25 protein-coding genes are annotated in these 22977 nt (G+C 61.6%); all 25 read left to right on the forward strand.

What is annotated here, in order from left to right; genetic code table 11:
- Positions 1-267: 267 nt before the first annotated feature.
- Positions 268-1203: a ketoacyl-ACP synthase III gene (locus OH705_RS22020; protein WP_267303005.1), complete on the forward strand. Its 936-nt coding sequence runs from the start codon at positions 268-270 to the stop codon at positions 1201-1203.
- Positions 1204-1449: 246 nt separating this feature from the next.
- Complete coding sequence (locus tag OH705_RS22025; RefSeq protein ID WP_050706682.1) at positions 1450-2298, forward strand: flagellin domain-containing protein; 849 nt, start codon at positions 1450-1452, stop codon at positions 2296-2298.
- Positions 2299-2370: 72 nt separating this feature from the next.
- Entirely contained in the window at positions 2371-2745 is a 375-nt protein-coding gene (locus OH705_RS22030; protein ID WP_267303006.1) for a flagellar protein FlaG, read from the forward strand.
- A gap of 78 nt (positions 2746-2823) precedes the next feature.
- Positions 2824-4227 carry a flagellar filament capping protein FliD gene (fliD, locus tag OH705_RS22035; RefSeq protein WP_267303007.1) on the forward strand — a complete coding sequence of 468 codons (1404 nt, stop codon included), beginning with the start codon at positions 2824-2826 and terminating at the stop codon, positions 4225-4227.
- A 131-nt stretch (positions 4228-4358) separates the two neighbouring features.
- On the forward strand, positions 4359-4754 hold the full coding sequence (fliS, locus tag OH705_RS22040; protein ID WP_267303008.1) for a flagellar export chaperone FliS: 396 nt from the start codon (positions 4359-4361) through the stop codon (positions 4752-4754).
- 14 nt (positions 4755-4768) lie between these two features.
- The gene (gene fliT / locus OH705_RS22045) at positions 4769-5065 is read left to right on the forward strand and encodes a flagellar protein FliT (RefSeq protein ID WP_094012445.1); all 297 of its coding nucleotides are present in this window, start codon (positions 4769-4771) and stop codon (positions 5063-5065) included.
- 166 nt (positions 5066-5231) lie between these two features.
- Positions 5232-6707: a transcriptional regulator FleQ gene (gene fleQ / locus OH705_RS22050; protein WP_046854671.1), complete on the forward strand. Its 1476-nt coding sequence runs from the start codon at positions 5232-5234 to the stop codon at positions 6705-6707.
- 155 nt (positions 6708-6862) lie between these two features.
- Positions 6863-8080: a sensor histidine kinase gene (locus OH705_RS22055; protein WP_267303009.1), complete on the forward strand. Its 1218-nt coding sequence runs from the start codon at positions 6863-6865 to the stop codon at positions 8078-8080.
- Positions 8077-9453, forward strand: coding sequence for a sigma-54-dependent transcriptional regulator (locus tag OH705_RS22060; protein ID WP_094012447.1), 1377 nt, complete (start codon positions 8077-8079; stop codon positions 9451-9453). The genes OH705_RS22055 and OH705_RS22060 overlap by 4 nt, the downstream gene beginning before the upstream one ends.
- Before the next feature lie 107 nt (positions 9454-9560).
- Complete coding sequence (fliE, locus tag OH705_RS22065; RefSeq protein WP_046854674.1) at positions 9561-9893, forward strand: flagellar hook-basal body complex protein FliE; 333 nt, start codon at positions 9561-9563, stop codon at positions 9891-9893.
- Positions 9894-9908: 15 nt separating this feature from the next.
- Complete coding sequence (gene fliF / locus OH705_RS22070; RefSeq protein ID WP_094012448.1) at positions 9909-11687, forward strand: flagellar basal-body MS-ring/collar protein FliF; 1779 nt, start codon at positions 9909-9911, stop codon at positions 11685-11687.
- Positions 11680-12699 (forward strand): flagellar motor switch protein FliG, encoded by a 1020-nt coding sequence (gene fliG / locus OH705_RS22075; protein WP_023631000.1) that lies wholly within the window; start codon positions 11680-11682, stop codon positions 12697-12699. Before fliF ends, fliG begins: the two co-directional genes overlap by 8 nt.
- Positions 12700-12804: 105 nt before the next feature.
- A complete protein-coding gene (fliH, locus tag OH705_RS22080; protein WP_094012449.1) occupies positions 12805-13578 on the forward strand; it encodes a flagellar assembly protein FliH in 774 nt (257 codons plus the stop codon).
- Complete coding sequence (gene fliI / locus OH705_RS22085; protein WP_046857712.1) at positions 13568-14923, forward strand: flagellar protein export ATPase FliI; 1356 nt, start codon at positions 13568-13570, stop codon at positions 14921-14923. Before fliH ends, fliI begins: the two co-directional genes overlap by 11 nt.
- Positions 14924-14929: 6 nt before the next feature.
- Positions 14930-15382, forward strand: coding sequence for a flagellar export protein FliJ (gene fliJ / locus OH705_RS22090; RefSeq protein WP_046854677.1), 453 nt, complete (start codon positions 14930-14932; stop codon positions 15380-15382).
- A 99-nt stretch (positions 15383-15481) separates the two neighbouring features.
- A complete protein-coding gene (locus OH705_RS22095) occupies positions 15482-15787 on the forward strand; it encodes an STAS domain-containing protein (protein ID WP_094012450.1) in 306 nt (101 codons plus the stop codon).
- An 8-nt stretch (positions 15788-15795) separates the two neighbouring features.
- A complete protein-coding gene (locus OH705_RS22100) occupies positions 15796-17487 on the forward strand; it encodes a fused response regulator/phosphatase (protein WP_094012451.1) in 1692 nt (563 codons plus the stop codon).
- A gap of 104 nt (positions 17488-17591) precedes the next feature.
- Complete coding sequence (locus OH705_RS22105; protein WP_267303018.1) at positions 17592-17888, forward strand: Hpt domain-containing protein; 297 nt, start codon at positions 17592-17594, stop codon at positions 17886-17888.
- 72 nt (positions 17889-17960) lie between these two features.
- Entirely contained in the window at positions 17961-19319 is a 1359-nt protein-coding gene (locus tag OH705_RS22110; RefSeq protein ID WP_267303010.1) for a flagellar hook-length control protein FliK, read from the forward strand.
- Positions 19320-19493: 174 nt separating this feature from the next.
- Positions 19494-19991: a flagellar basal body-associated protein FliL gene (gene fliL / locus OH705_RS22115; RefSeq protein ID WP_046854681.1), complete on the forward strand. Its 498-nt coding sequence runs from the start codon at positions 19494-19496 to the stop codon at positions 19989-19991.
- Positions 19992-20001: 10 nt separating this feature from the next.
- Entirely contained in the window at positions 20002-20970 is a 969-nt protein-coding gene (fliM, locus tag OH705_RS22120; protein WP_046854682.1) for a flagellar motor switch protein FliM, read from the forward strand.
- Between the two features lie 46 nt (positions 20971-21016).
- Positions 21017-21472, forward strand: a complete 456-nt coding sequence (fliN, locus tag OH705_RS22125) for a flagellar motor switch protein FliN (protein ID WP_046854683.1) — start codon at positions 21017-21019, stop codon at positions 21470-21472.
- On the forward strand, positions 21473-21925 hold the full coding sequence (gene fliO / locus OH705_RS22130) for a flagellar biosynthetic protein FliO (protein WP_094012453.1): 453 nt from the start codon (positions 21473-21475) through the stop codon (positions 21923-21925).
- A complete protein-coding gene (gene fliP / locus OH705_RS22135; RefSeq protein ID WP_046854685.1) occupies positions 21925-22680 on the forward strand; it encodes a flagellar type III secretion system pore protein FliP in 756 nt (251 codons plus the stop codon). The genes fliO and fliP overlap by 1 nt, the downstream gene beginning before the upstream one ends.
- A gap of 21 nt (positions 22681-22701) precedes the next feature.
- The gene (gene fliQ / locus OH705_RS22140) at positions 22702-22971 is read left to right on the forward strand and encodes a flagellar biosynthesis protein FliQ (RefSeq protein WP_046854686.1); all 270 of its coding nucleotides are present in this window, start codon (positions 22702-22704) and stop codon (positions 22969-22971) included.
- Positions 22972-22977 lie beyond the last annotated feature (6 nt).

The raw sequence follows: 22977 nt of genomic DNA on the forward strand, positions 1-22977 counted from the left end.
CGTTCCGGCTGACTCTGTAAGAAAAGGCGTCTCGACTTCGTTCGAGGCGCCTTTTTTGCTAATGGGGGTTAGGGGTACCTTTGCGGGCTCTCGCATTTGAGCCGACAAAACGCGTGACTCAAGAGTCACTGCGGGCATCTTCACTGTTATCATCGCGTTATCTGAAAACGACTGCGCGCTCGACCTGTCGTCAGCTGACCTGTTCCCGCTTGCTCTACAGGTCGGTGCCGTAGCGCGTACTTTGCTGTCACTGAATTGGGAAGCCATATGATTGGCATCAAAAGCATCGCCAGTTACGTACCTGTCGAAGGCGTCGACAACTACGCCCAGGGCGCGAAATTTGGCAAAGACCAGGATTTCATCTTCGGTAAGATCGGCTCGACCTTCCTGCCACGCAAGGGTGTCGACCAAGAGACCTCCGATCTTTGTGTCGAGGCTGCCCGCACGTTGTTTGCCGCCAACCCGGCGCTTGATCCGGCAATCATCGATATCGTCATCGTAGTCACCCAGAACGGCGATGCCGAAGGGCTGCCGCATACGGCGGCCATCGTGCAGCACAAGCTGGGTCTGCCCACTGCCGTTGCCGCCTTCGACGTATCCCTGGGCTGCTCGGGTTATGTCTACGGCCTTTATGCAATGAAAGGTTTCATGGAGGCTGCGGGCCTGAAGAACGGCTTGCTGCTCACCGCCGATCCTTATTCAAAGATCGTCGATCCTGAGGATCGCAATACCACCATGCTGTTTGGTGATGCCGCCACCGCCACCTGGATGGGTGAGAATGCCGCCTGGCAACTGGGCAAATCGCTGTTCGGTAGCGATGGTGCCGGTGCCGAGCACCTGCGGACCACTGATGGCAAGTTCTTCATGAATGGCCGCCAGGTGTACAACTTTGCCCTGGTCAAGGTGCCGGCCCACCTGCAGCAGTTGCTCGAGAGCAGCGGGTTGCAGGCTGACAATGTCGACCTCTACTGTCTGCATCAGGGGAGCGCGGCGATCGTGGATGCGGTTGCCCAGCGCTTCGACGAAGGGCGCCACCGCGAGAAGTTCATCAAGGACATGGTCGAGACCGGCAATACGGTATCTTCCAGCATCCCGTTGCTGCTCGAGAAGCATGTGCTCGGGTCGCAGTACAAGCGGGTTGCATTGAGTGGTTTTGGTGTGGGTCTGTCCTGGGGGTCGGCGATCATTGAGTGCAGCAGCTGATCCCGCCCGCGTTTTTACGTAAGGCGCTGACTCTTTCGGGTCGGCGCTTTTTATTTCCAGTGCTGGCTTCCTGGCGTCAAACCCCTGATTTCATTGGGGTGGCAGGGTGCCAGTAAAAAAATTGAGAATTCGCCCTAAAGCAAACTGCCCTGACGACGATAAACATTACGAAGGTTCTCTAGGCCACCTACCCGGCGAATTGCCAAGGCCGGAAGCCGTAGTACCCAATCCAACGAGGAATTCGTCATGGCTTTGACTGTAAACACCAACACCACCTCTCTGGGCGTTCAGAAGAACCTGAACCGTGCTTCCGACGCACTCAGCACTTCGATGACCCGTCTGTCCTCCGGCCTGAAAATCAACAGCGCCAAAGACGACGCCGCCGGCCTGCAGATCGCTACCCGCATGACCTCGCAGATCCGTGGTCAGACCATGGCTATCAAGAACGCCAACGACGGTATCTCCATCGCCCAGACCGCTGAAGGCGCGATGCAAGAGCAGACCAACATGCTGCAGCGTATGCGCGAACTGGCACTGCAGTCGCGAAACGACTCCAACAGCACCGAAGACCGTGCCGCTCTGGACAAAGAGTTCCAGTCGCTGGCTTCGGAACTGACCCGTATCGCCAACAGCACCCAGCTGAACGGCAAGAACCTGCTGGACGGTTCGGCTTCGACCATGACCTTCCAGGTTGGCTCGAACACCGGTGGCATCAACCAGATCAGCATCAACCTGAGCCAGAAGTTCGACGCCACTTCCCTGGGCATCGCTTCGACCGTCAACATCCAAGGTTCGACCAGCGCCCTGGCCGAAACCAACTACAGCGCCGCCGTTACCGCGATCGACAAGGCTCTGCAGACCATCAACACCAACCGTGCTGACCTGGGTGCCGCCCAGAACCGTCTGACCAGCACCATCAACAACCTGCAGAACATCAACGAGAACGCCGAAGCTGCTCGTGGCCGTGTACAGGACACCGACTTCGCTGCTGAAACTGCCCAGCTGACCAAGCAGCAGACTCTGCAACAGGCTTCGACCTCGGTTCTGGCCCAGGCCAACCAGCTGCCATCGGCAGTCCTGAAGCTGCTGGGCTAATCTGCCTGATAGCTGATGGCGGGGGAGTGCTCTCCAGGCGCTTCCCCGCCTTTTCATTGTGAGGTGGTGGACATGGACATGAGCGTCAAGCTGAACCTGTCTTACCCGGCTGCGCGCACGGCTGAGCAAGTTGCCGAAAAGCCGGTCGCCCGGTCGGATATTCCCGGCGACAGCGAAAAAAGGCAGGATTCGACCAGGGTGCAGGGCGCTGAAAAGGTCCAGGCTGCCGACAAGGTCAAGGAAGCTGTTTCGGAAATCGAGAAGTTTCTCAAGGAAACACGACGTAACCTGGAGTTCTTCACCGATGAAGAGTCCGGTAAGATCGTGGTCAAAGTCATCGCCAGTGAAACAGGTGAGTTGATTCGACAGTTGCCCTCTGAAGAGGCCTTGCGGATCGCCCATAGCCTGAGCGATGTCAAAAGTATTCTGTTCGACGCCAAGGTCTGATTGGCGGCGAGCGCAAACAGGTGATTCAAGTCGGCCTCGCAGGAGCGGGGCGGGCCTATCGAAGAGAGGAGCGACAGCATGGCAAGCCCGATTACTACCAACACGGGTGCGGGCTACGGGCTCGATATCAAGAACATCGTCAGTGTGCTGGTGAATGCCGATACTGCGGCCAAGGCCAACCAGATTGCTCGGCAGTCGAGCAACAACTCCGCGATGATTTCCGGTATCGGCTCCCTGCGCAGCGCCCTCACGGCGTTCCAGGACGCCATGAAGAAGCTTAACGACAAGAATGCGCCAGCGTTCAATGCCTTTGCAGGCACTTCTGCCAACGAGAACGTTGTCAAGATCAAGTCCAGTAACTCGGCGGTTGCCGGCAACTACGATATCAAGGTAGATCAGTTGGCTACTGGCTCCAAGGTCGCCAGCCAGCAGTTCGCGGGTGGGGCCTCCACGGCGATCAGCGCCGGGGAGCTGACCGTCAGCCAGAACGGCAAGGACTACAAGATCAATGTTGCCAGCGGTGCCACGCTGCAGAGCGTGCGTGACCAGATCAACAAAGAGATGGGCGCCAAGGGTATCACCGCCAACATCATCAACGAAGCAGGTGGTTCGCGACTGGTGTTCAGTTCCACCACCACCGGCAAGGGCAGTGATATTTCCGTTGGCGGTATCCCGGAGCTGGCCATCGATGGTACCCAGAAAATTTCCGGGAGTGGCGCGGGTTACATCACTGGCTTGGCCCAGGATGCGCAGTTCTCCATCGACGGTTTGTCGCTGACTAGTTCGAAGAATACCGTCGACCAGGCTGTCAGTGGTCTGACGCTCGAGCTCACGGGCGTATCTGCCAAGGATACAACCACGAAGGTTACCGTGGCGCAGGACAACGAAGGGCTGAAGAAGTCGGTGCAGTCGTTCGTCGACGCGTACAACACTCTGCAGAAGGCTGTCACCGCGCTCGTCACGCCGACCAAGGACGCCAACGGCAACGTCACCAGTCTGGGCCCGCTGACCAACGATCCGACTACTCGATCATTGCTTGCCGATGTTCGCAAGGTGCTGACGGAAACCGGCGCGGGTGACAAGTTGACCACGCTCAGCCAGTTGGGGATCAATACCCAGAAGGATGGCACCCTTGAATTCAACAGCACCAAGTTTACCGCAGCGCTGAACGACAAGAAGTTGGGCCCTGAAATCCAGGAGCTGTTCACGGGCGCCAATGGTCTGTTCGAGCGGATGAACAAGGCGATCGATCCGTACAACGCCACTGGTGGGTCGCTGGATACTCGCAAGAGCAACCTCGATAAGGTGGCCCGAAACCTGGAGAACCAGAAGACGGCATTGGATCGTCGCACCGAGTTGCTGACTACCTCGCTGACCAAGAAATTCTCCGCGCTCGACACCGCCCTGGCCAAGATGAAGAAGCAGGGCGAGCAGATCACCTCGATCTTCGAGGCCATGAACGCCCAGGCCAAGAAGTCCTGATCGATCTAGCATGACAAAAGCCCGGCAGCGCTACACAGGCGTGCCGGGCTTTGTCTTTTCTGGCTAAAGTTTTTTGACGTGGCGGCGATACAAGAGGTATATGCACCTTTTCGCTGCAACGAGGTAGATCCATGAACCCGATGTTGGCCCTTCGGCAATACCAGAAAGTCAATGGCGCGGCACAGACTTCCGAAGCCAGTCCGCACCGTCTGGTGCAAATGCTCATGCAGGGTGGTCTGGACCGCCTGGCCCAGGCAAAGGGCGCCATTGCCCGCAAGGATATCGCTCAAAGGGGCATCCTGATCGGCAAGGCCATCGATATCATCGGTGGCCTGCGCGAGGGTCTCGACCTGGAAAACCATGCCGACAGCCTGGCCGACCTGGACAACCTGTACACCTACATGAGCCGTCGCCTGATTGAGGCGAACGTCAAGAACGACCCCGAGATCATCGACGAAGTCGCGCGGCTGCTGATCACGGTCAAGGAAGGCTGGGATGCGATCGGCGAGCAGCTGCCGACGCCCTGAAGCAGGAGGTTGTCATGAGTGAGGTAATCGATCGTATCGACCAGACCCGCGAGTTGCTGCTGGCCGCCTTGGCCAGCCGTGATTGGGATGCGGTGGGCGAACTAGATCTTGAATGCCGTCTGTGTGTTGAAGACGTGCTGGCCGAGGCCTTGTCTAACGAGGATGAGGTTCGCGCAAGCCTGGAGCAGCTGCAGGGTGTCTATCGGCAGCTAATTGAAGTTGCAAGTGGCGAGCGTCAATCGGTAGTCGACGAGATGGCGAAGATCCGTCAGGCAGAAAACGCGACAAAGGTATACCATTTGTTCACCTGACCACAGGTGACACAAAAATCAGCGCGCCATAAATTTGACTGTGTGCCGTTTTTTGACTTTACTAGTGGCTGTTTTCGAAATTCAGACGTCCGAACACTGACCATTCAGTCGGAATGATGTCGTGCACGCCTTCGGGCGCCGATATGACTAGGGAAGTTGCTATTGCATGTGGCGTGAAACCAAGATTCTCCTGATCGATGACGACAGCGAACGCCGCCGCGATCTGGCGGTGGTCCTGAATTTTCTCGGCGAAGAAAACCTGTCCTGCTCCAGCGACGACTGGCAGCAGGTGGTCGAGGGTTTGTCTTCCAGCCGTGAAGTGCTGTGTGTCCTCATCGGTACCGTAAATGCCCCGGCCAGCGTGCTGGGGCTCCTTAAGACAGTGGCCGGGTGGGATGAGTTCCTTCCGGTTCTGCTTCTGGGTGAAATTTCTTCTGCGGACTTCCCCGAGGACCTGCGCCGTCGTGTGCTGTCCAACCTCGAGATGCCGCCGAGCTACAGCCAGTTGCTCGACTCCCTGCACCGTGCCCAGGTCTATCGCGAGATGTACGACCAGGCCCGCGAGCGCGGTCGTCAGCGCGAGCCCAACCTGTTCCGCAGCCTGGTGGGTACCAGTCGTGCCATCCAGCATGTGCGGCAGATGATGCAGCAGGTCGCTGACACCGATGCCAGTGTGCTGATCCTTGGCGAGTCCGGCACCGGCAAGGAAGTGGTGGCGCGCAACCTGCACTACCACTCCAAGCGCCGCGAGGCACCCTTCGTCCCGGTCAACTGCGGGGCGATCCCGGCGGAGTTGCTCGAAAGCGAATTGTTCGGTCACGAGAAGGGCGCCTTTACTGGCGCGATAACCAGCCGTGCCGGGCGTTTCGAGCTGGCCAACGGCGGTACGTTGTTCCTCGACGAGATCGGCGACATGCCGCTGCCGATGCAGGTCAAGCTGCTGCGCGTACTGCAGGAGCGCACCTTCGAGCGGGTCGGCAGCAACAAGACCCAGAGCATCGATGTGCGCATCATCGCTGCGACGCACAAGAACCTCGAGACCATGATCGAGGACGGGACCTTCCGCGAAGATTTGTATTACCGGCTGAACGTGTTCCCTATCGAGATGGCGCCGTTGCGTGAGCGGGTGGAAGATATCCCGCTGCTGATGAACGAGCTGATCTCGCGCATGGAGCACGAGAAGCGCGGTTCGATCCGCTTCAACTCCGCGTCGATCATGTCGTTGTGCCGCCACGGCTGGCCGGGCAACGTCCGCGAGCTGGCCAACCTGGTGGAGCGCATGGCGATCATGCATCCGTACGGGGTGATCGGTGTGGCGGAGCTGCCGAAGAAGTTCCGCTACGTCGATGATGAAGACGAGCAACTGGTGGACAGCCTGCGCTCCGACCTGGAAGAGCGCGTGGCGATCAACGGCCATGCGCCGAATTTCGCCAACCACGCCATGCTGCCGCCGGAAGGTTTGGACCTTAAGGACTACCTCGGCAGCCTGGAGCAAGGCCTGATCCAGCAGGCGCTGGATGATGCCAATGGCATCGTTGCGCGTGCTGCAGAGCGTCTGCGTATCCGTCGGACCACGCTGGTCGAGAAGATGCGCAAGTACGGCATGAGCCGGCAAGGTGGCGAGGACCAGGCCGACGAGTGACGCTTGCTCGCCAGGGGTCGCGATGCGGCCCCGGGCGTTGACGTCGATCAGCGTGCAATGCTGCCTGGTGTCATTGTCCCCATCTTCGGCACGGCTATTGCTACACCGCAGGCAACATACCGTTTTTATGACGGTCAGCCATGCGAGAGAGCACGATGCCCCAGGCCGCCCACCGTTCCCCAGCCCCCGATTTGCGAGGGCATACCCCGCTTGAGCAGGAGAGCCGGCAGGGTCTTGAGCAGGCGTTCGCCCTGTTCGATCAGGTCTCCAGCCAGTTGAGCCACTCCTACAGCATGCTTGAGTCGCGGGTCAGCGAGCTCAAGGGCGAGTTGGCAGTGGTCAGTGCCCAGCGCATGGCCGAGCTGGACGAGAAAGAGCGCCTGGCCAACCGTCTGCAGAACTTGCTCGATCTGCTGCCTGGCGGGGTGATCGTCATCGATGGTGAGGGCTGTGTGCGCGAGGCGAATCCGGCGGCTCGCGAGCTGCTGGGTGAACCTTTGACCGGGCTGCTGTGGCGCCAGGTGATTGCGCGCAGTTTCGCGCCGCGCGAGGACGACGGTCATGAGGTTTCCTTGCGTGACGGGCGTCGTTTGTCCATTGCCACCCGCTCTCTGGATGCCGAGCCCGGGCAGTTGGTGCTGCTCAATGACCTGACCGAAACGCGTCGCCTTCAGGGCCAGTTGGCGCGACACGAGCGTCTGTCTTCGTTGGGGCGCATGGTTGCCTCCCTCGCGCATCAGATTCGCACGCCCTTGTCGGCCGCGATGCTCTATGCCAGCCACTTGGCGGACCCGGAGCAGGCGTTGGCCTGCGACACGCGCCTGCGTTTTGCCGGCAATCTCAAGGAACGCCTGCACGAACTGGAGCATCAGGTTCGCGACATGCTGGTGTTCGCCCGTGGCGAGCTGCCACTCAATGATCGAGTCAGCCCCAAGGGGTTGTTCCAGGCCTTGCAGCAAGCCGCTCACTCCCATGTGCAGGGGCATGCGGTGCGCTGGCAATGTGATACCCATCTGGGAGAACTGCTGTGCAACCGCGATACGCTGGTGGGTGCATTGCTCAACCTGATCGAAAATGCCGTGCAGGCCGGTGGCGAGTCGGCGCGTTTGAAGATTCATCTGCTGCGCCGCGAAAACGCTGTGCACCTGTGTGTCAGCGATGCAGGCAGTGGTATCGATAGCCAGTTGTTGGCGCGTTTGGGGGAGCCGTTTTTGACCACCAAGTCCACGGGTACCGGGCTGGGGGTGGCTGTGGTCCAGGCAGTGGTGCGGGCGCACCGCGGTACGCTGCGCCTGCGTTCCCGGGTGGGGCGCGGTACATGCGCCACCGTGGAGCTGCCATTGATCGGTGTTCAGGAGGAGGCGGGGCAATGACGATGAAGGTGCTGCTGGTCGAGGATGACCGAGTCCTGCGCCAGGCGCTGGCCGACACCCTGGAGATCGGCGGCCTCGCTCACCGTGCAGTTGGTAGTGCTGAGGAAGCGTTGCGGGCGGTCGCAGAGGAATCCTTTGCGCTGGTAGTCAGTGATGTGAACATGCCTGGAATGGATGGCCACGAGCTGCTGGCACAATTACGCCGTCACCACCCGCACTTGCCGGTGCTGCTGATGACGGCTCACGCGGCTGTGGAGCGTGCGGTGGAAGCCATGCGCCAGGGAGCGGTCGACTATCTGGTAAAACCATTCGAACCCAAGGCCTTGCTCGACCTGGTGGCACGCCATGCTGTCGGTGGCGGTGCCGTGGGTGACGAAGCGGGGCCTGTTGCCTGTGAGCCTGCCAGTCGGCAACTGCTGGAGCTGGCTGTAAGGGTTGCGCAAAGCGACTCGACGGTGTTGATTTCCGGCGAGTCGGGCACGGGCAAGGAAGTGCTGGCGCGATTCATACATCAGCAGTCGCGCCGAGCCGGGCAGGCGTTCGTGGCGATCAACTGCGCGGCGATTCCTGACAACATGCTCGAAGCCACGCTTTTCGGCCATGAGAAGGGTGCCTTTACCGGAGCCATCGCCGCGCAGGCTGGCAAGTTCGAGCAGGCGGACGGCGGTACCTTGCTGCTCGATGAGATCTCTGAAATGCCGCTAGGGCTGCAGGCCAAGTTGCTGCGTGTGCTGCAGGAGCGTGAGGTGGAGCGGGTAGGCGGGCGCAAGCCGGTGGTGCTGGATATTCGCGTGTTGGCTACCACCAACCGCGATCTGGCGGAGGAGGTTGCTGCCGGCCGCTTCCGGGAGGACCTGTACTACCGCCTATCGGTATTCCCCATGGCTTGGCGTGCATTGCGTGATCGGCCGGCCGACATCGTGCCGCTCGCAGAGCGTTTGCTGGCACGTCATGTCAGCAAGATGCACCACGCTCAGGTCAAGCTATCCGCTGAGGCGCGGGCGTGCCTGCAGGCTTACGCCTGGCCTGGCAACGTCCGCGAGTTGGATAATGCGCTGCAGAGGGCGTTGATCCTGCAGCAGGGCGGAGTGATCGAGGCGGCGGATTTTTGTCTGGCTGGCGCCATTCCATTGTCGGCATCCAAAGTGGCCACTATTGAGCCGGTATTTGCGGATTCTGGGGGTGAGGCCGGTGGGCTGGGTGATGACATGCGTCGCCACGAATACCAGATGATCATCGACACCTTGCGTGCCGAGCGCGGTCGTCGCAAGGAGGCGGCCGATCGTCTGGGGATCAGCCCTAGAACCCTGCGTTACAAGCTTGCGCAGATGCGTGATGCCGGGTTCGATGTCGAGGCCAGTCTGTTCGGCTGATACGTCCTTTTGAATGTTTTCTGAGTGGCTGGCACTTCTCTTGCTAGCTCCATCACTATTCGCTGCATGAGTGTCAAAAAAAGTGCGGCCGCCGGAGAGAGAAGTCCATGACCCAAGGTGTTGAATTCAATCGTCTGATGTTGGACATGCGCGCCATGCAGGCCGATGCCATGTCCCTGCCCAAGGTTGGCGCCGCGCCTGAGCTCGCGCCTGGGCAGAGCAGCTTTGCCGATATGCTCGGCCAGGCCATTGGCAAGGTGAATGAGGTTCAGCAGGCATCCAGCCAATTGTCCAGCGCTTTCGAAATTGGCAAGAGTGGTGTTGACCTGACTGACGTGATGATCGCCTCGCAAAAGGCTTCCGTGTCGTTCCAGGCACTTACCCAGGTTCGTAACAAGCTGGTGCAAGCGTACCAGGACATCATGCAGATGCCGGTATAAGGGCGAGAGTGAGTCATGGCCGAAGCAGTCGTCGATAACGCCCCCGCCAAGAGTGGCCCTCCAGCAGCCAAGCCGCCGCTGTTCGGCATGTCGTTCCTGGAAAACATTTCGCAGATGCCCATGCTGCGTCAGGTCGGCCTGCTGGTCGGGCTGGCGGCAAGCGTGGCCATCGGCTTCGCCGTGGTGCTCTGGTCGCAGCAGCCGGACTACCGCCCGCTCTATGGCAGCCTGGCGGGCATGGACACCAAGCAGGTGATCGATACCCTGACCACCTCCGACATCCCGTATCGCGTGGAGCCGAACTCCGGCGCGCTGCTGGTCAAGGCCGACGATCTCTCCCGTGCGCGTCTGAAACTCGCTGCGGCCGGCGTGGCGCCGAGCGATGGCAATGTCGGCTTCGAATTGCTCGATAAAGAGCAAGGGCTGGGTACCAGCCAGTTCATGGAAGCTACCCGTTACCGTCGCAGCCTTGAAGGCGAGCTGGCGCGTACGGTATCGAGCCTGAACAACGTCAAGGCAGCCCGTGTGCACCTGGCGATCCCGAAAAGTTCGGTGTTCGTGCGCGACGAGCGCAAGCCCAGTGCTTCGGTACTGGTCGAGCTGTATCCGGGGCGCGCCCTGGAAGCCGGCCAGGTGATGGCGATTGTCAATCTGGTGGCGACCAGTGTGCCGGAGCTGGACAAGTCCCAGGTGACCGTAGTCGACCAGAAGGGCAACCTGCTCTCCGACCAGTTGCAAGACACGGCCCTGAGCATGGCGGGCAAGCAATTCGACTACAGCCGTCGCATGGAAAGCATGCTCACTCAGCGTGTGCACAATATTCTGCAGCCAGTGCTGGGTAACGACCGCTACAAGGCAGAGGTGTCTACTGACGTCGACTTCAGTGCTGTCGAGTCCACCTCCGAACAGTTCAACCCCGACCAACCGGCGCTGCGCAGCGAGCAATCGGTCAATGAGCAGCGTGCCAGCAGCCAAGGGCCGCAAGGTGTGCCGGGGGCGTTGAGTAACCAGCCGCCGGCCGGTGCCTCTGCCCCTGAAAACGCTACCGCTGGCGCGACACCTGCCGGCGCGATTCAACCGGGCCAGCCGCTGGTGGACGCCAATGGCCAACAGATCATGGACCCGGCGACTGGCCAGCCGATGCTGGCGCCATACCCGAGCGACAAGCGCCAGCAAAGTACCAAGAACTTCGAACTGGACCGTTCCATCAGCCACACCCGCCAGCAGCAGGGTCGCCTGACCCGCCTGTCGGTAGCCGTGGTGGTGGACGACCAGGTCAAGCTGGACCCCGCCACTGGCGAAGCCACCCGTACCCCGTGGGGCGCCGAGGACCTGGCGCGCTTCACCCGCCTGGTACAGGATGCGGTAGGTTTCGATGCCAGCCGTGGCGACAGCGTTACCGTGATCAACGTGCCGTTCGCCGCCGACCGTGGCGACGAGCTGGTCGATATTCCGTTCTACTCGCAGCCCTGGTTCTGGGACATCGTCAAGCAAGTGCTGGGTGTGCTGTTCATCCTGGTGCTGGTGTTCGGCGTGCTGCGTCCAGTGCTCAACAACATTACAGGTGGCGGCAAGCAGGCGGCCACGGACAGCGACATGGAGCTGGGCGGCATGATCGGTCTGGATGGCGAACTGGCCAACGACCGCGTCAGCCTGGGTGGCCCGACAAGCATTCTGTTGCCGAGCCCGAGCGAGGGTTACGAGGCACAGCTCAACGCAATCAAGGGCCTGGTGGCCGAAGACCCGGGCCGCGTGGCCCAGGTCGTGAAAGAGTGGATCAACGCCGATGAGTGACAATCGAGCCATTACCGCCAAGCTGAGCCGCGTCGACAAGGCGGCCATCCTTCTGCTCTCGCTCGGCGAGACCGATGCCGCGCAAGTCCTGCGCCACATGGGGCCCAAGGAAGTGCAGCGGGTGGGTGTGGCCATGGCGCAGATGGGCAACGTCCATCGCGAGCAGGTCGAGCAGGTAATGAGCGAGTTCGTCGAAATCGTCGGCGACCAGACCAGCCTGGGCGTCGGTTCCGACGGCTACATCCGCAAGATGCTCAACCAGGCCCTCGGCGAGGACAAGGCCAACGGCCTGATCGACCGCATCCTGCTCGGTGGCAACACCAGCGGCCTGGACAGCCTCAAGTGGATGGAGCCGCGTGCCGTGGCCGATGTCATCCGCTACGAGCACCCGCAGATCCAGGCCATCGTGGTCGCCTACCTCGACCCCGACCAGGCCGGCGAGGTGCTGAGCAACTTCGACCACAAGGTGCGCCTGGACATCGTCCTGCGCGTGTCGTCGCTCAACACCGTACAGCCAGCGGCGCTCAAGGAACTCAACCAGATCCTCGAGAAGCAGTTCTCTGGCAACTCCAATGCCGCGCGCACCACCCTGGGTGGCATCAAGCGCGCCGCCGATATCATGAACTTCCTCGACAGTTCGGTGGAAGGCGCGCTGATGGACTCGATCCGCGAGATCGACAGCGACCTGTCGGAGCAGATCGAAGACTTGATGTTCGTCTTCAACAACCTGGCCGACGTCGACGACCGTGGCATCCAGGCGCTGCTGCGCGAAGTGTCGTCGGACGTGCTGGTGGTGTCGCTCAAGGGCGCCGACGAGCGGGTCAAGGACAAGATCTTCAAGAACATGTCCAAGCGTGCGTCCGAGCTGCTGCGCGACGACCTGGAGGCCAAGGGGCCGGTACGGGTCAGCGACGTGGAAACGGCGCAGAAGGAAATCCTCACCATCGCCCGCCGCATGGCCGAGGCCGGCGAGATCGTGCTTGGCGGCAAGGGCGCCGAGGAAATGATTTAAGCGGCAGGTTTCAAGCTGCAAGCGACAAGAAACAGCGGGTCAAGCAAGGGCTGCCGTTTCTTGCTGCTTGAAGCTTGATGCTTGCAGCTAAAGAGGTTTTTGAGCATGTCCACCACCGAACACCCCAGCGATCTGATCCGTGCCCGCGACCTTGAGGGCGTGGATGTCTGGTCGTTGCCTAGCTTCGATCCGGAGCCTGAACCCCAGCCTGAGCCTGAGCCGACCGTCGTCGAGGAAGAAGTCGAAGAGGTGCCGCTGGAGGAAGTCCAGCCCCTTACCCTCGAAGAGCTTGAGGCCATTCGCCAGGAGGCCTACAACGAAGGTTTCGCCACCGGCGAGCGGGAAGGCTTCCACAGTACCCAGCTCAAGGTTCGTCAGGAGGCCGAAGTGGCGCTGGCCGCCAAACTTGCGAACCTGGAACAGGTCATGAACCACCTGCTGGAGCCGATCGCCGAGCAGGACACGCAGATCGAAAAGGCGCTGGTGCTGCTGGTGGCGAACATGACCCGCCAGGTCATCGGCCGCGAGTTGCGCGCAGATTCCAGCCAGATCACCCATGTGCTTCGTGAGGCACTGAAGCTGCTGCCGATGGGCGCTGACAACATCCGTATCCATCTCAATCCCCAGGACTTCGAGCTGGCCAAGACCCTGCGCGAGCGCCATGAGGAAGATTGGAAGCTACTTGAGGACGAAGCCCTGCTGCCTGGCGGTTGCCGGATCGAAACCGCCCACAGCCGCATCGACGCGACCATGGAAACCCGTATCGAGAAGGCCGTGGCGCAGCTGTTCGACCAATCCCATGACCAGGCATTGCACCCCGCGGCGCCGGATATTCAGGTCGAACTCGATGAGCCCGCAGGTGAAGCCGATGCGCCTTGAACGCACCAGTTTCGGCAAGCGCCTTGAAGGCTACGCCGATGCGGTGAGGCTGCCTGAGCAGCCAATCGTCGAGGGCCGCCTGCTGCGTATGGTCGGCCTCACGCTTGAGGCCGAAGGCCTGCGGGCAGCAGTGGGTAGCCGCTGCCTGGTGATCAACGACGACAGCTATCACCCTGTGCAGGTCGAGGCCGAAGTCATGGGTTTTGCCGGTGGCAAGGTGTTCCTGATGCCGGTCGGCAGCATTGTCGGGCTGGCGCCCGGTGCCCGCGTGGTGCCGCTGGATGACAGCGGCCGCTTGCCGATGGGCATGAGCATGCTCGGGCGGGTGCTCGATGGCGCCGGCCGTGCGCTGGATGGCAAGGGCGGCATGAAGGCCGAGGATTGGGTGCCGATGGATGGCCCGGTCATCAACCCCCTGAACCGTGACCCGATCAGCCAGCCATTGGACGTGGGCATTCGCAGCATCAATGGCCTGCTTACCGTGGGTCGCGGCCAGCGTCTGGGGCTGTTCGCCGGTACTGGTGTGGGCAAGTCGGTGCTGCTGGGCATGATGACGCGTTTTACCGAGGCCGAAATCATCGTGGTGGGGCTGATCGGTGAGCGGGGCCGCGAGGTTAAGGAGTTCATCGAGCACATTCTTGGTGAAGAGGGGCTCAAACGTTCGGTGGTGGTGGCCTCGCCTGCGGATGATGCCCCGCTGATGCGCCTGCGGGCAGCCATGTACTGCACGCGAATCGCCGAATATTTCCGTGACAAGGGCAAGAACGTCCTGCTGTTGATGGACTCGTTGACCCGTTTCGCCCAGGCCCAGCGTGAGATCGCCCTGGCAATCGGCGAGCCGCCGGCCACGCGTGGGTATCCGCCGTCGGTGTTCGCCAAGTTGCCCAAGCTGGTGGAGCGTGCCGGTAATGGCGAGCCGGGCGGTGGCTCGATCACCGCGTTCTATACCGTGCTCTCCGAGGGCGACGATCAGCAGGACCCGATCGCAGACTCGGCGCGGGGCGTGCTCGACGGGCACTTTGTGTTGTCCCGGCGCCTGGCCGAAGAGGGGCACTACCCGGCCATTGATATCGAAGCCTCGATCAGCCGGGTGATGCCTCAGGTGGTAGACCCTGATCACTTGCGCCAGGCGCAGAAATTCAAGCAGTTGTGGTCGCGCCTTTCGCAAAGCCGCGACCTGATCAGCGTCGGTGCCTATGTGGCTGGCGGTGACCCGGAAACCGACCTGGCCATTGCCTTGCAGCCCAAGCTGGTGGACTTCCTGCGCCAGGGCCTGGATGAAAACGTTGGCATGGCCCAGGGCCGCGAGCAGTTGGGCGCAATCTTTGCGCCGCCGGGGAACTGATAGGCCATGGCCCAGCCCAGCCGTGCCGCACGCCTGGCTCCCGTGGTGACCATGGCCGAGGAGGCCGAGCGCAAGGCCGCTCAGCGAGTAGGGCACTTTCAGCGAATGTTGACCGATGCGCAGGCCAAGCAGGCCGAGCTTGAAAGTTTCCGTGAGGCCTACCAGCAGCAGTGGATCAGCCGTGGCTCCAAGGGGGTCGACGGCAACTGGCTGGTCAATTACCAGCGTTTCCTTGGTCAGTTGGAAACGGCCATGACCCAGCAGCGCCAGAGCATGGCCTGGCACCAGAACAACCTCAACAACGCACGCAACGCCTGGCAGCAGACGTACGCACGGGTGGAGGGGTTGCGCAAGCTGGTGCAGCGCTACCTCGACGAGGCACGCAGGGCTGAAGACAAGCGCGAGCAGCGCCTGCTCGACGAGTTGTCCCAGCGCTTGCCGCGGCAGGGGCATCTGTAGGAAAGGGCTTGCCCGCCCGGCGTCAGCGCCTTGCACCGGCCCGTGGTGCCTGCTAAACCTTCAGAAGTCGCATTCGCCATCATCGAAGGAATCGCTCGCATGGCAGTCGAATCTGATTTTTCACAGGACGGAAAAAAGCTGACGATCAAGGTCAAGGGTCGTTTCGATTTCGGCAAGCATCAGGAATTCCGGGAGGCATACGAGCGGCAATGCCCGCGCCCGGACTCCGTGGTGGTCGACCTGAAGGAGGCCACTTATCTCGACAGCTCGGCGCTGGGCATGCTGCTGTTGCTGCGCGACCATGTCGGCGGTGAGGAGTCGGATATCCGCGTGGTCCATGCCAGCCCGGACGTGCGCAAGATCCTCGCCATCTCCAATTTCGAAAAACTGTTCGACATCAGTTGAGTACCGTTATGCCCGCCGAGCAAGCGTTGACCGTGCTGGTGGCCGAAGACGGCGCCGCAGATCGCCTCTTGCTGGCGCAGATTGTCCGGCGCCAGGGGCATGAGGTGTTCACTGCCGAGAACGGTGAACAGGCCGTGGCGATGTTCATCGAGCGACGGCCGCAACTGGTGTTGCTCGATGCCTTGATGCCGGTGATGGACGGTTTTGAAGCTGCGCGGCGAATCAAGGCGTTGGCCGGCGAGGCCCTTGTGCCGATCATCTTCCTGACCTCACTCAACGAAGAGGAGGGTCTGGTACGCTGCCTCGAGGCCGGGGGCGACGACTTCATGGCCAAACCCTACAGCGCCGTCATTCTTGCGGCGAAAATCCGTGCCATGGACCGTTTGCGCCGGTTGCACGCCACGGTGCTCGAGCAGCGTGACCAGATCACCCGTCACCATCACCACTTGCTCAACGAGCAGCGTGTGGCCAAGGCGGTGTTCGACAAGGTCGCCCATTCCGGCTGCCTGAAAGCGGCGAATATCCGGTATCTGCAATCGCCCTATGCACTGTTCAATGGCGATCTGCTGCTGGCAGCATTCACCCCGTCTGGCGACATGCATGTGCTGCTGGGGGATTTCACCGGGCACGGTTTGCCGGCTGCAGTGGGGGCCATGCCGCTGGCGGAGGTGTTCTATGGCATGACCGCCAAGGGCTATGGCCTGGCCGAGACGCTGCGGGAAATGAACGCCAAGCTCAAGCGTATTCTGCCGGTAGACATGTTCTGCTGCGCGTTGTTGCTCAGCCTGAGTTTTCAGCGCGGTACGGTCGAGGTCTGGAATGGCGGGATGCCGGATGGCTATCGTCTGTCTGCCGAAGGTGAGGTGCTGGGCATGCTGTGTTCCCATCATCTGCCGTTGGGGGTGCTGGCGCCGGAGCAGTTCGACGATGCCACCCAGGTGTTGCCACTGGCGGTCGGCGAGCGGTTGTTCCTGCTGTCCGATGGTGTGGTGGACACGGGGGATGCCCAAGAACGCTTGTTCGGGGTCGATCGCTTGCGCGATGTGCTGGCTGACAACCGCAACCCCGATCTGTTGTTCGATGAGGTAATGCAGGCTTTGGCAGTTTTCGGCGGGCAGTCGCGTGATGACATCAGCTTGTGCGATATCCGCATGTCTGCCCCTGAGGAGCTGGCGCCGCAACCAGTGGTGTACTCCGACAGTGGCCGTTCCAGCCCTCTGGACTGGTCGTTGCGGTTCGAGCTGCGGGGGCAGAGCCTGCGCCGCTTCAACCCGGTGCCTTATCTGGTGCAACTGTTGCAGGAAATTCACGGGCTCAGGCCTAGCAGCGGGCGCCTGCACAGTGTCCTGAGCGAGTTGTATTCCAATGCGCTGGAGCACGGTGTGCTGGCGATGGACTCCCGGCTCAAGCGCGACGCCCAGGGCTTTGCGCAGTATTATCGACAGCGTGCCGAGCGCTTGATGCACGAGGTGGGCGGGTTCGTGAGCATCGGACTGCAGGTTGAACCGCGGGGTGCTGGCGGGCGTCTGATGATCGAGGTGCGAGACAGTGGCGCAGGCTTCGACGTGGCGCGTGAGCTTGCCAGGACGCCTGAGCAGCAGGCTTTCAGTGGCCGAGGCATGGGCCTGGTACAGCGCCTGGCAGGTCAGGCCCGCTGGTTGGAGGGTGGTCGCCTTGCCCAGGTGGATTTTGAATGGTGAGCCTGCGGGATGCCCGCGGGGTCTGGCTTAGCGAGGCTTGATCAGGGAGTGAGCAAGTGGACGTGCACATCAATCAACAGGTGTTGAGTGACTTGCGGGAGGTCATGGAAGATGGCTACCTGCAGTTGCTGGAGACCTTTCTGGAAGACTCCGAGCGACGCCTGAACCAGTTGCACAAGGCCAAGGATGCCGATGAGCTGGGCATGGCAGCGCACAGCTTCAAGGGCAGTAGCAGCAATATGGGGGCCGTTGGCCTGGCCGCATTGTGCCAGCAGCTTGAAGAGCGTGTGCGCCAGCAGCCCTTGTATGGGATCGAAGACCTGATCAATCGCATCGATCAGGAATACCTGGTCGTCCAGCGTTACTATCGCAGTGAACGGCAACGAGTTTCCGCGCAATAGCTTAACCTGGCGCGAGTTTTGCTTTTCCAGCCCCAGACGTATTTTTCCAGGTTCTGGAGCGGAGATTGTTCAATGCCTGTCGCACCCAATCCATTGTTGCAAGCCGGCCTCGCCAATCAGGCGCAACGCCAAGCTGCCAGTGCGGCGGAAAAGCCGCTGCAGGCCGCGAAGCAAGGCGCCGGCTTTGATCAGGTGATGGCCCGACAAGAGCGTGACAGCACCCCGGTCAAGAGTGCCCCGGCAAGGGATGAAAAGCCCGCCAGCCAGGTGCCGCCGGCGAAGAACAAGGCGCAGCCAGACCCAGCCGCGGGCGGCAAGCAGGCCGCGGATAAGGCGCCGGCCGTTGCCGATGACGGCAAGAGCTTGCCATCGACTGCATCTTCGCAGCCCGTCGACGACACTGATGAGGCCGCCGATGGCAGTGCAGTACCCCCGCTCGATGCCAGCCTGGTCGCCGGCCAGGTGACCGATGCCCAGGCCGGGGCGCAACTGCTCCAGGCCCAGGCGGAAGCGGTGGCCCCGGTGTTGCAGGCGGCGGTTCAAGCGCCGCTGCAGCCTGCGCCAGCGCCGGTACAGGTAGCGCAAGAGGCTGAGCAAACCACGGCGTTCGACCCCGAGGCCGATGCACTTGCCGATATGCCGGCCTTGCGCCTGGCGCTTGAACAGGATGCGCAGTCCAAGGGCAAGACGTCGGCCCATGCCGTTGTCGATAACAACGGTCAGCAAACTGCCAACCCTGCTACTGCAGCCGTCAATACCTTGGCGACATTGGCCGAGAAAGGGGAGTCGGAGCCGGGGCAGGGTGAGCGCGGTGACAAGGCCTTTGCCGGCCTGCTCGATGACGGCCTCAAGGATATCAAGGGTGCCAGCAGTGATACCCGCGTAGACGATTTCGCCAACCGCCTAGCCAGCCTCACCCAGGCGGTGACGCCCAAGACCGCCAACGCCGTGCCCGCCACGCCTGGCCCGCTGCAGCAACCGTTGGCGATGAACCAGGGCGGCTGGACCGAGGGGTTGGTCAACCGGGTCATGTACCTCTCCAGCCAGAACCTCAAGTCTGCGGACATCCAGCTTGAGCCGCGGGAGTTGGGACGCCTGGATATTCGCGTCAACGTGGCGACAGACCAGTCGACCCAGATCCACTTCGTCAGCGGCCATGCCGGTGTGCGCGACGCCCTCGACAGCCAGGTGCATCGCCTGCGAGAGCTGTTCGCCCAGCAGGGCTTGGCCCAGCCCGACGTCAGCGTGGCTGATCAGTCCCGTGGCCAGCAGCAACAGCACGAGGCGCGGCAGGGTGGGTCGGGCCTGTCCGGGGTGGCGGCGCGGCGTGGCAACGCAGCGGAGGGGGACGATGCCGATCCCGCTGAAGTCGCGCGCCCTGTCGAGCAGCAGGTGGTGGTAGGCGACAGTGTGGTCGATTACTACGCTTGATTTTTCGGGCATGCCTGGCGTTGCCTATGCGCAGCGACGCCAGGCGTAATTTTGCAGATGCCGCATCTCGTAAAGAGGTTGCCACCCCAGAAGCTTGCAAAGGCAAATCTGGCATAACACTTGCTCAGCCACGTCATCCTTCTTTGAAACCCCGATGGACGACGGATTATTGGCATGGCGAAGAGCGACGCAGTGAAAGACCCCGCCACTAAAGGCAAACTCAAGCTGATCCTGCTGTTGGTGCTGGCGCTGCTTCTCGCAGTCGGCCTGTCGGTGGGTGCGACCTGGTTCTTCATGCACAAGAGCGAGTCGGCTCCGGCGCCTGAAGCAGCCCAGAGCAACATCAAGCCAGCGGCGATCTACGAGCCCCTGGCACCGGCCTTTGTCGTCAACTTCAACCAGAATGGCCGTCAGCGCTACATGCAGGTGAGCATCACCATGCAGGGCCGCAGCCAGGCTGATCTGGAGGCGCTGAAAGTACACATGCCGGTGATCCGCAACAACCTGGTGATGATGTTTTCCGGGCAGGGTTTCGACACCCTCGCCGCGAGCCCGGTCGGCCAGGAAATGCTGCGCCAGAAGGCCACCGCGGTGGTCCAGGAAGTGGCGCAGAAGGAAGTCGGCAGGCCGGTCGTCGACCAGCTGCTGTTCACCAATTTCGTATTGCAGTAGGAGCACATAGATGGCCGTGCAGGACCTGCTGTCCCAGGATGAGATCGACGCCCTGCTGCATGGGGTGGACGATGGGCTGGTACAAACCGAGAGCACCGGCGAGCCCGGCAGCATCAAGAGCTACGACCTGACCAGTCAGGACCGTATCGTCCGGGGACGCATGCCGACCCTGGAAATGATCAACGAGCGTTTCGCCCGTTACACCCGCATCAGCATGTTCAACCTGCTGCGCCGCTCCGCCGATGTGGCGGTGGGCGGCGTGCAGGTGATGAAGTTCGGCGAGTACGTACACTCGCTGTACGTGCCGACCAGCCTGAACCTGGTCAAGATCAAGCCGTTGCGCGGCACCGCGCTGTTCATCCTCGACGCCAAGCTGGTGTTCAAGCTGGTGGACAACTTCTTCGGTGGCGACGGCCGCCACGCCAAGATCGAGGGGCGAGAGTTCACCCCGACCGAGCTGCGCGTGGTGCGCATGGTCCTGGACCAGTGCTTCGTCGACCTCAAGGAGGCCTGGCAGGCGATCATGCCGGTCAACTTCGAGTACATAAACTCCGAGGTCAACCCGGCCATGGCCAACATCGTCGGCCCCAGCGAGGCAGTGGTGGTCTCGACCTTCCACATCGAACTCGATGGCGGTGGCGGCGACCTGCACGTGACCATGCCGTACTCGATGATCGAGCCGGTGCGTGAAATGCTCGATGCCGGCTTCCAGTCCGACCTGGACGACCAGGATGAGCGCTGGGTAAAGGCGCTGCGCGAGGATGTGCTGGACGTCAATGTGCCGCTGTCGGCCACTGTTGCCCGCCGTCAGCTCAAGCTGCGCGACATCCTGCACATGCAGCCAGGCGATGTGATCCCGGTCGAACTGCCGGAGCACCTGGTATTGCGCGCCAATGGCGTGCCGTCGTTCAAGGCGCGGCTGGGATCGCACAAGGGCACCCTGTCGCTGCAGATCATCGACCCGATCGAGCGCCGCTGACGGCGTGCCGGTCGCTTAAACGTATTGAATGCCTGTCGAGGAAATCATGGCTAACGAAAACGAGATCAACTCTCCAGAGGAACAGGCCCTGGCCGATGAGTGGGCTGCGGCCCTGGAAGAGACCGGCGATGCCGGCCAGTCCGACATCGATGCGCTGCTGGCTGCAGACTCCGGCGCCGGCCGCCTGCCGATGGAAGAGTTCGCAAGCTCCCCCAAGCCCAACGAGAATGTCAGCCTCGAAGGTCCCAACCTCGATGTGATCCTGGATATTCCGGTGAGCATCTCGATGGAAGTGGGCAGCACCGAAATCAACATCCGCAACCTGCTGCAACTCAACCAGGGTTCGGTGATCGAGCTTGATCGCCTCGCCGGCGAGCCGCTGGATGTGCTGGTCAACGGCACGCTGATCGCCCATGGCGAGGTCGTGGTGGTCAACGAGAAGTTCGGCATTCGCCTGACCGACGTGATCAGCCCCAGCGAACGTATCAAGAAGTTGCGCTGAGTGAAGCGCATGGTGCGGGCCATGCTGGCCCTTGGCACGTTGCTGGCCAGTGAGGTGGTGATCGCCGCTGCCGAGCCGGTAACCGTGCCGGCTGCGGCGCCTGCCCCTGGCGGCTTCGGCGCGCAGCTGGCGCAAACCGTATTCGGCCTGCTGGTGGTCGTCGGCCTGATCTTTTTCCTGGGCTGGTTGCTACGGCGCATGCAGGGTTCGGTGCAGCGGGGCGCTCCGGTCATCGAGATCGTCGGCACCCGTGCCATTGGCCCGCGCGACCGGCTGCTGCTGATCCAGGTGGGCAAGGAGCAGATTCTCATTGGCCATACCCCTGGCAGCATCGAGGCGTTGCATGTGCTGGCCGAGCCTGTCGACGTGCCCGCCGATGCGCGCCAGGCCACGCCGGAATTCGCCCAGCGGCTGCTTGAGCTGATGGGCAAGGATCAGAAGGACAAGAAGTGATGACCGGCGCACTGCGCTTACTGTTGACGCTGGCGCTTCTGCTAGCTGCACCGCTGGCCCTGGCTGCCGACCCGTTGTCCATCCCGGCCATCACCCTGTCCAATGGCGCGGACGGGCAGCAGGAGTATTCGGTCAGCCTGCAGATTCTGCTGATCATGACGGCGCTGAGCTTCATCCCGGCGTTCGTCATCCTGATGACCAGCTTTACCCGCATCATCATCGTCTTCTCGATCCTGCGTCAGGCTCTGGGCCTGCAACAGACTCCCTCGAACCAGATCCTCACCGGCATGGCGCTGTTCTTGACCATGTTCATCATGGCGCCGGTGTTCGAGCGGGTGAACAAGGATGCCATCCAACCTTATCTGGCCGAGCAGATGACGGCCCAGCAGGCCATCGACAAGGCCCAGGGCCCGTTGAAGGACTTCATGCTGGCACAAACCCGGCAGAGCGACCTGGACCTGTTCATGCGCCTGTCCAAGCGCACCGATATCGCAGGCCCGGATCAGGTGCCGCTGACGATCCTGGTGCCGGCGTTCGTGACCTCCGAGCTCAAGACGGCGTTCCAGATCGGCTTCATGATCTTCATCCCGTTCCTGATCATCGACATGGTGGTCGCCAGTGTGCTGATGGCCATGGGCATGATGATGCTGTCGCCGCTGATCATTTCGTTGCCGTTCAAGATCATGCTGTTCGTGCTGGTCGATGGATGGGCGCTGATCATGGGCACCCTGGCGGGTAGTTTTGGCGGTGTCTGACGCCATCAAGGAGAGCCTTGCATGACACCTGAAGTCGCTGTCGACCTGTTTCGTGAAGCCTTGTGGATGACCTCCATGATGGTCGCCATCCTGGTGGTGCCGAGCCTGCTGGTCGGCCTGGTGGTGGCGATGTTCCAGGCGGCCACGCAGATCAACGAACAGACCCTGAGCTTCCTGCCGCGCCTGTTGGTGATGCTGGTCACGCTGATCATCGCCGGCCCTTGGCTTGTGCAGAAGTTCATGGAGTACTTCATTGGCCTGTACACCAGCATCCCGCAGTTGATCGGTTGACGCGGC

It is taken from the genome of Pseudomonas sp. BJa3 (genome assembly GCF_026343815.1).
Taxonomy (GTDB): Bacteria; Pseudomonadota; Gammaproteobacteria; order Pseudomonadales; family Pseudomonadaceae; genus Aquipseudomonas; species Aquipseudomonas soli.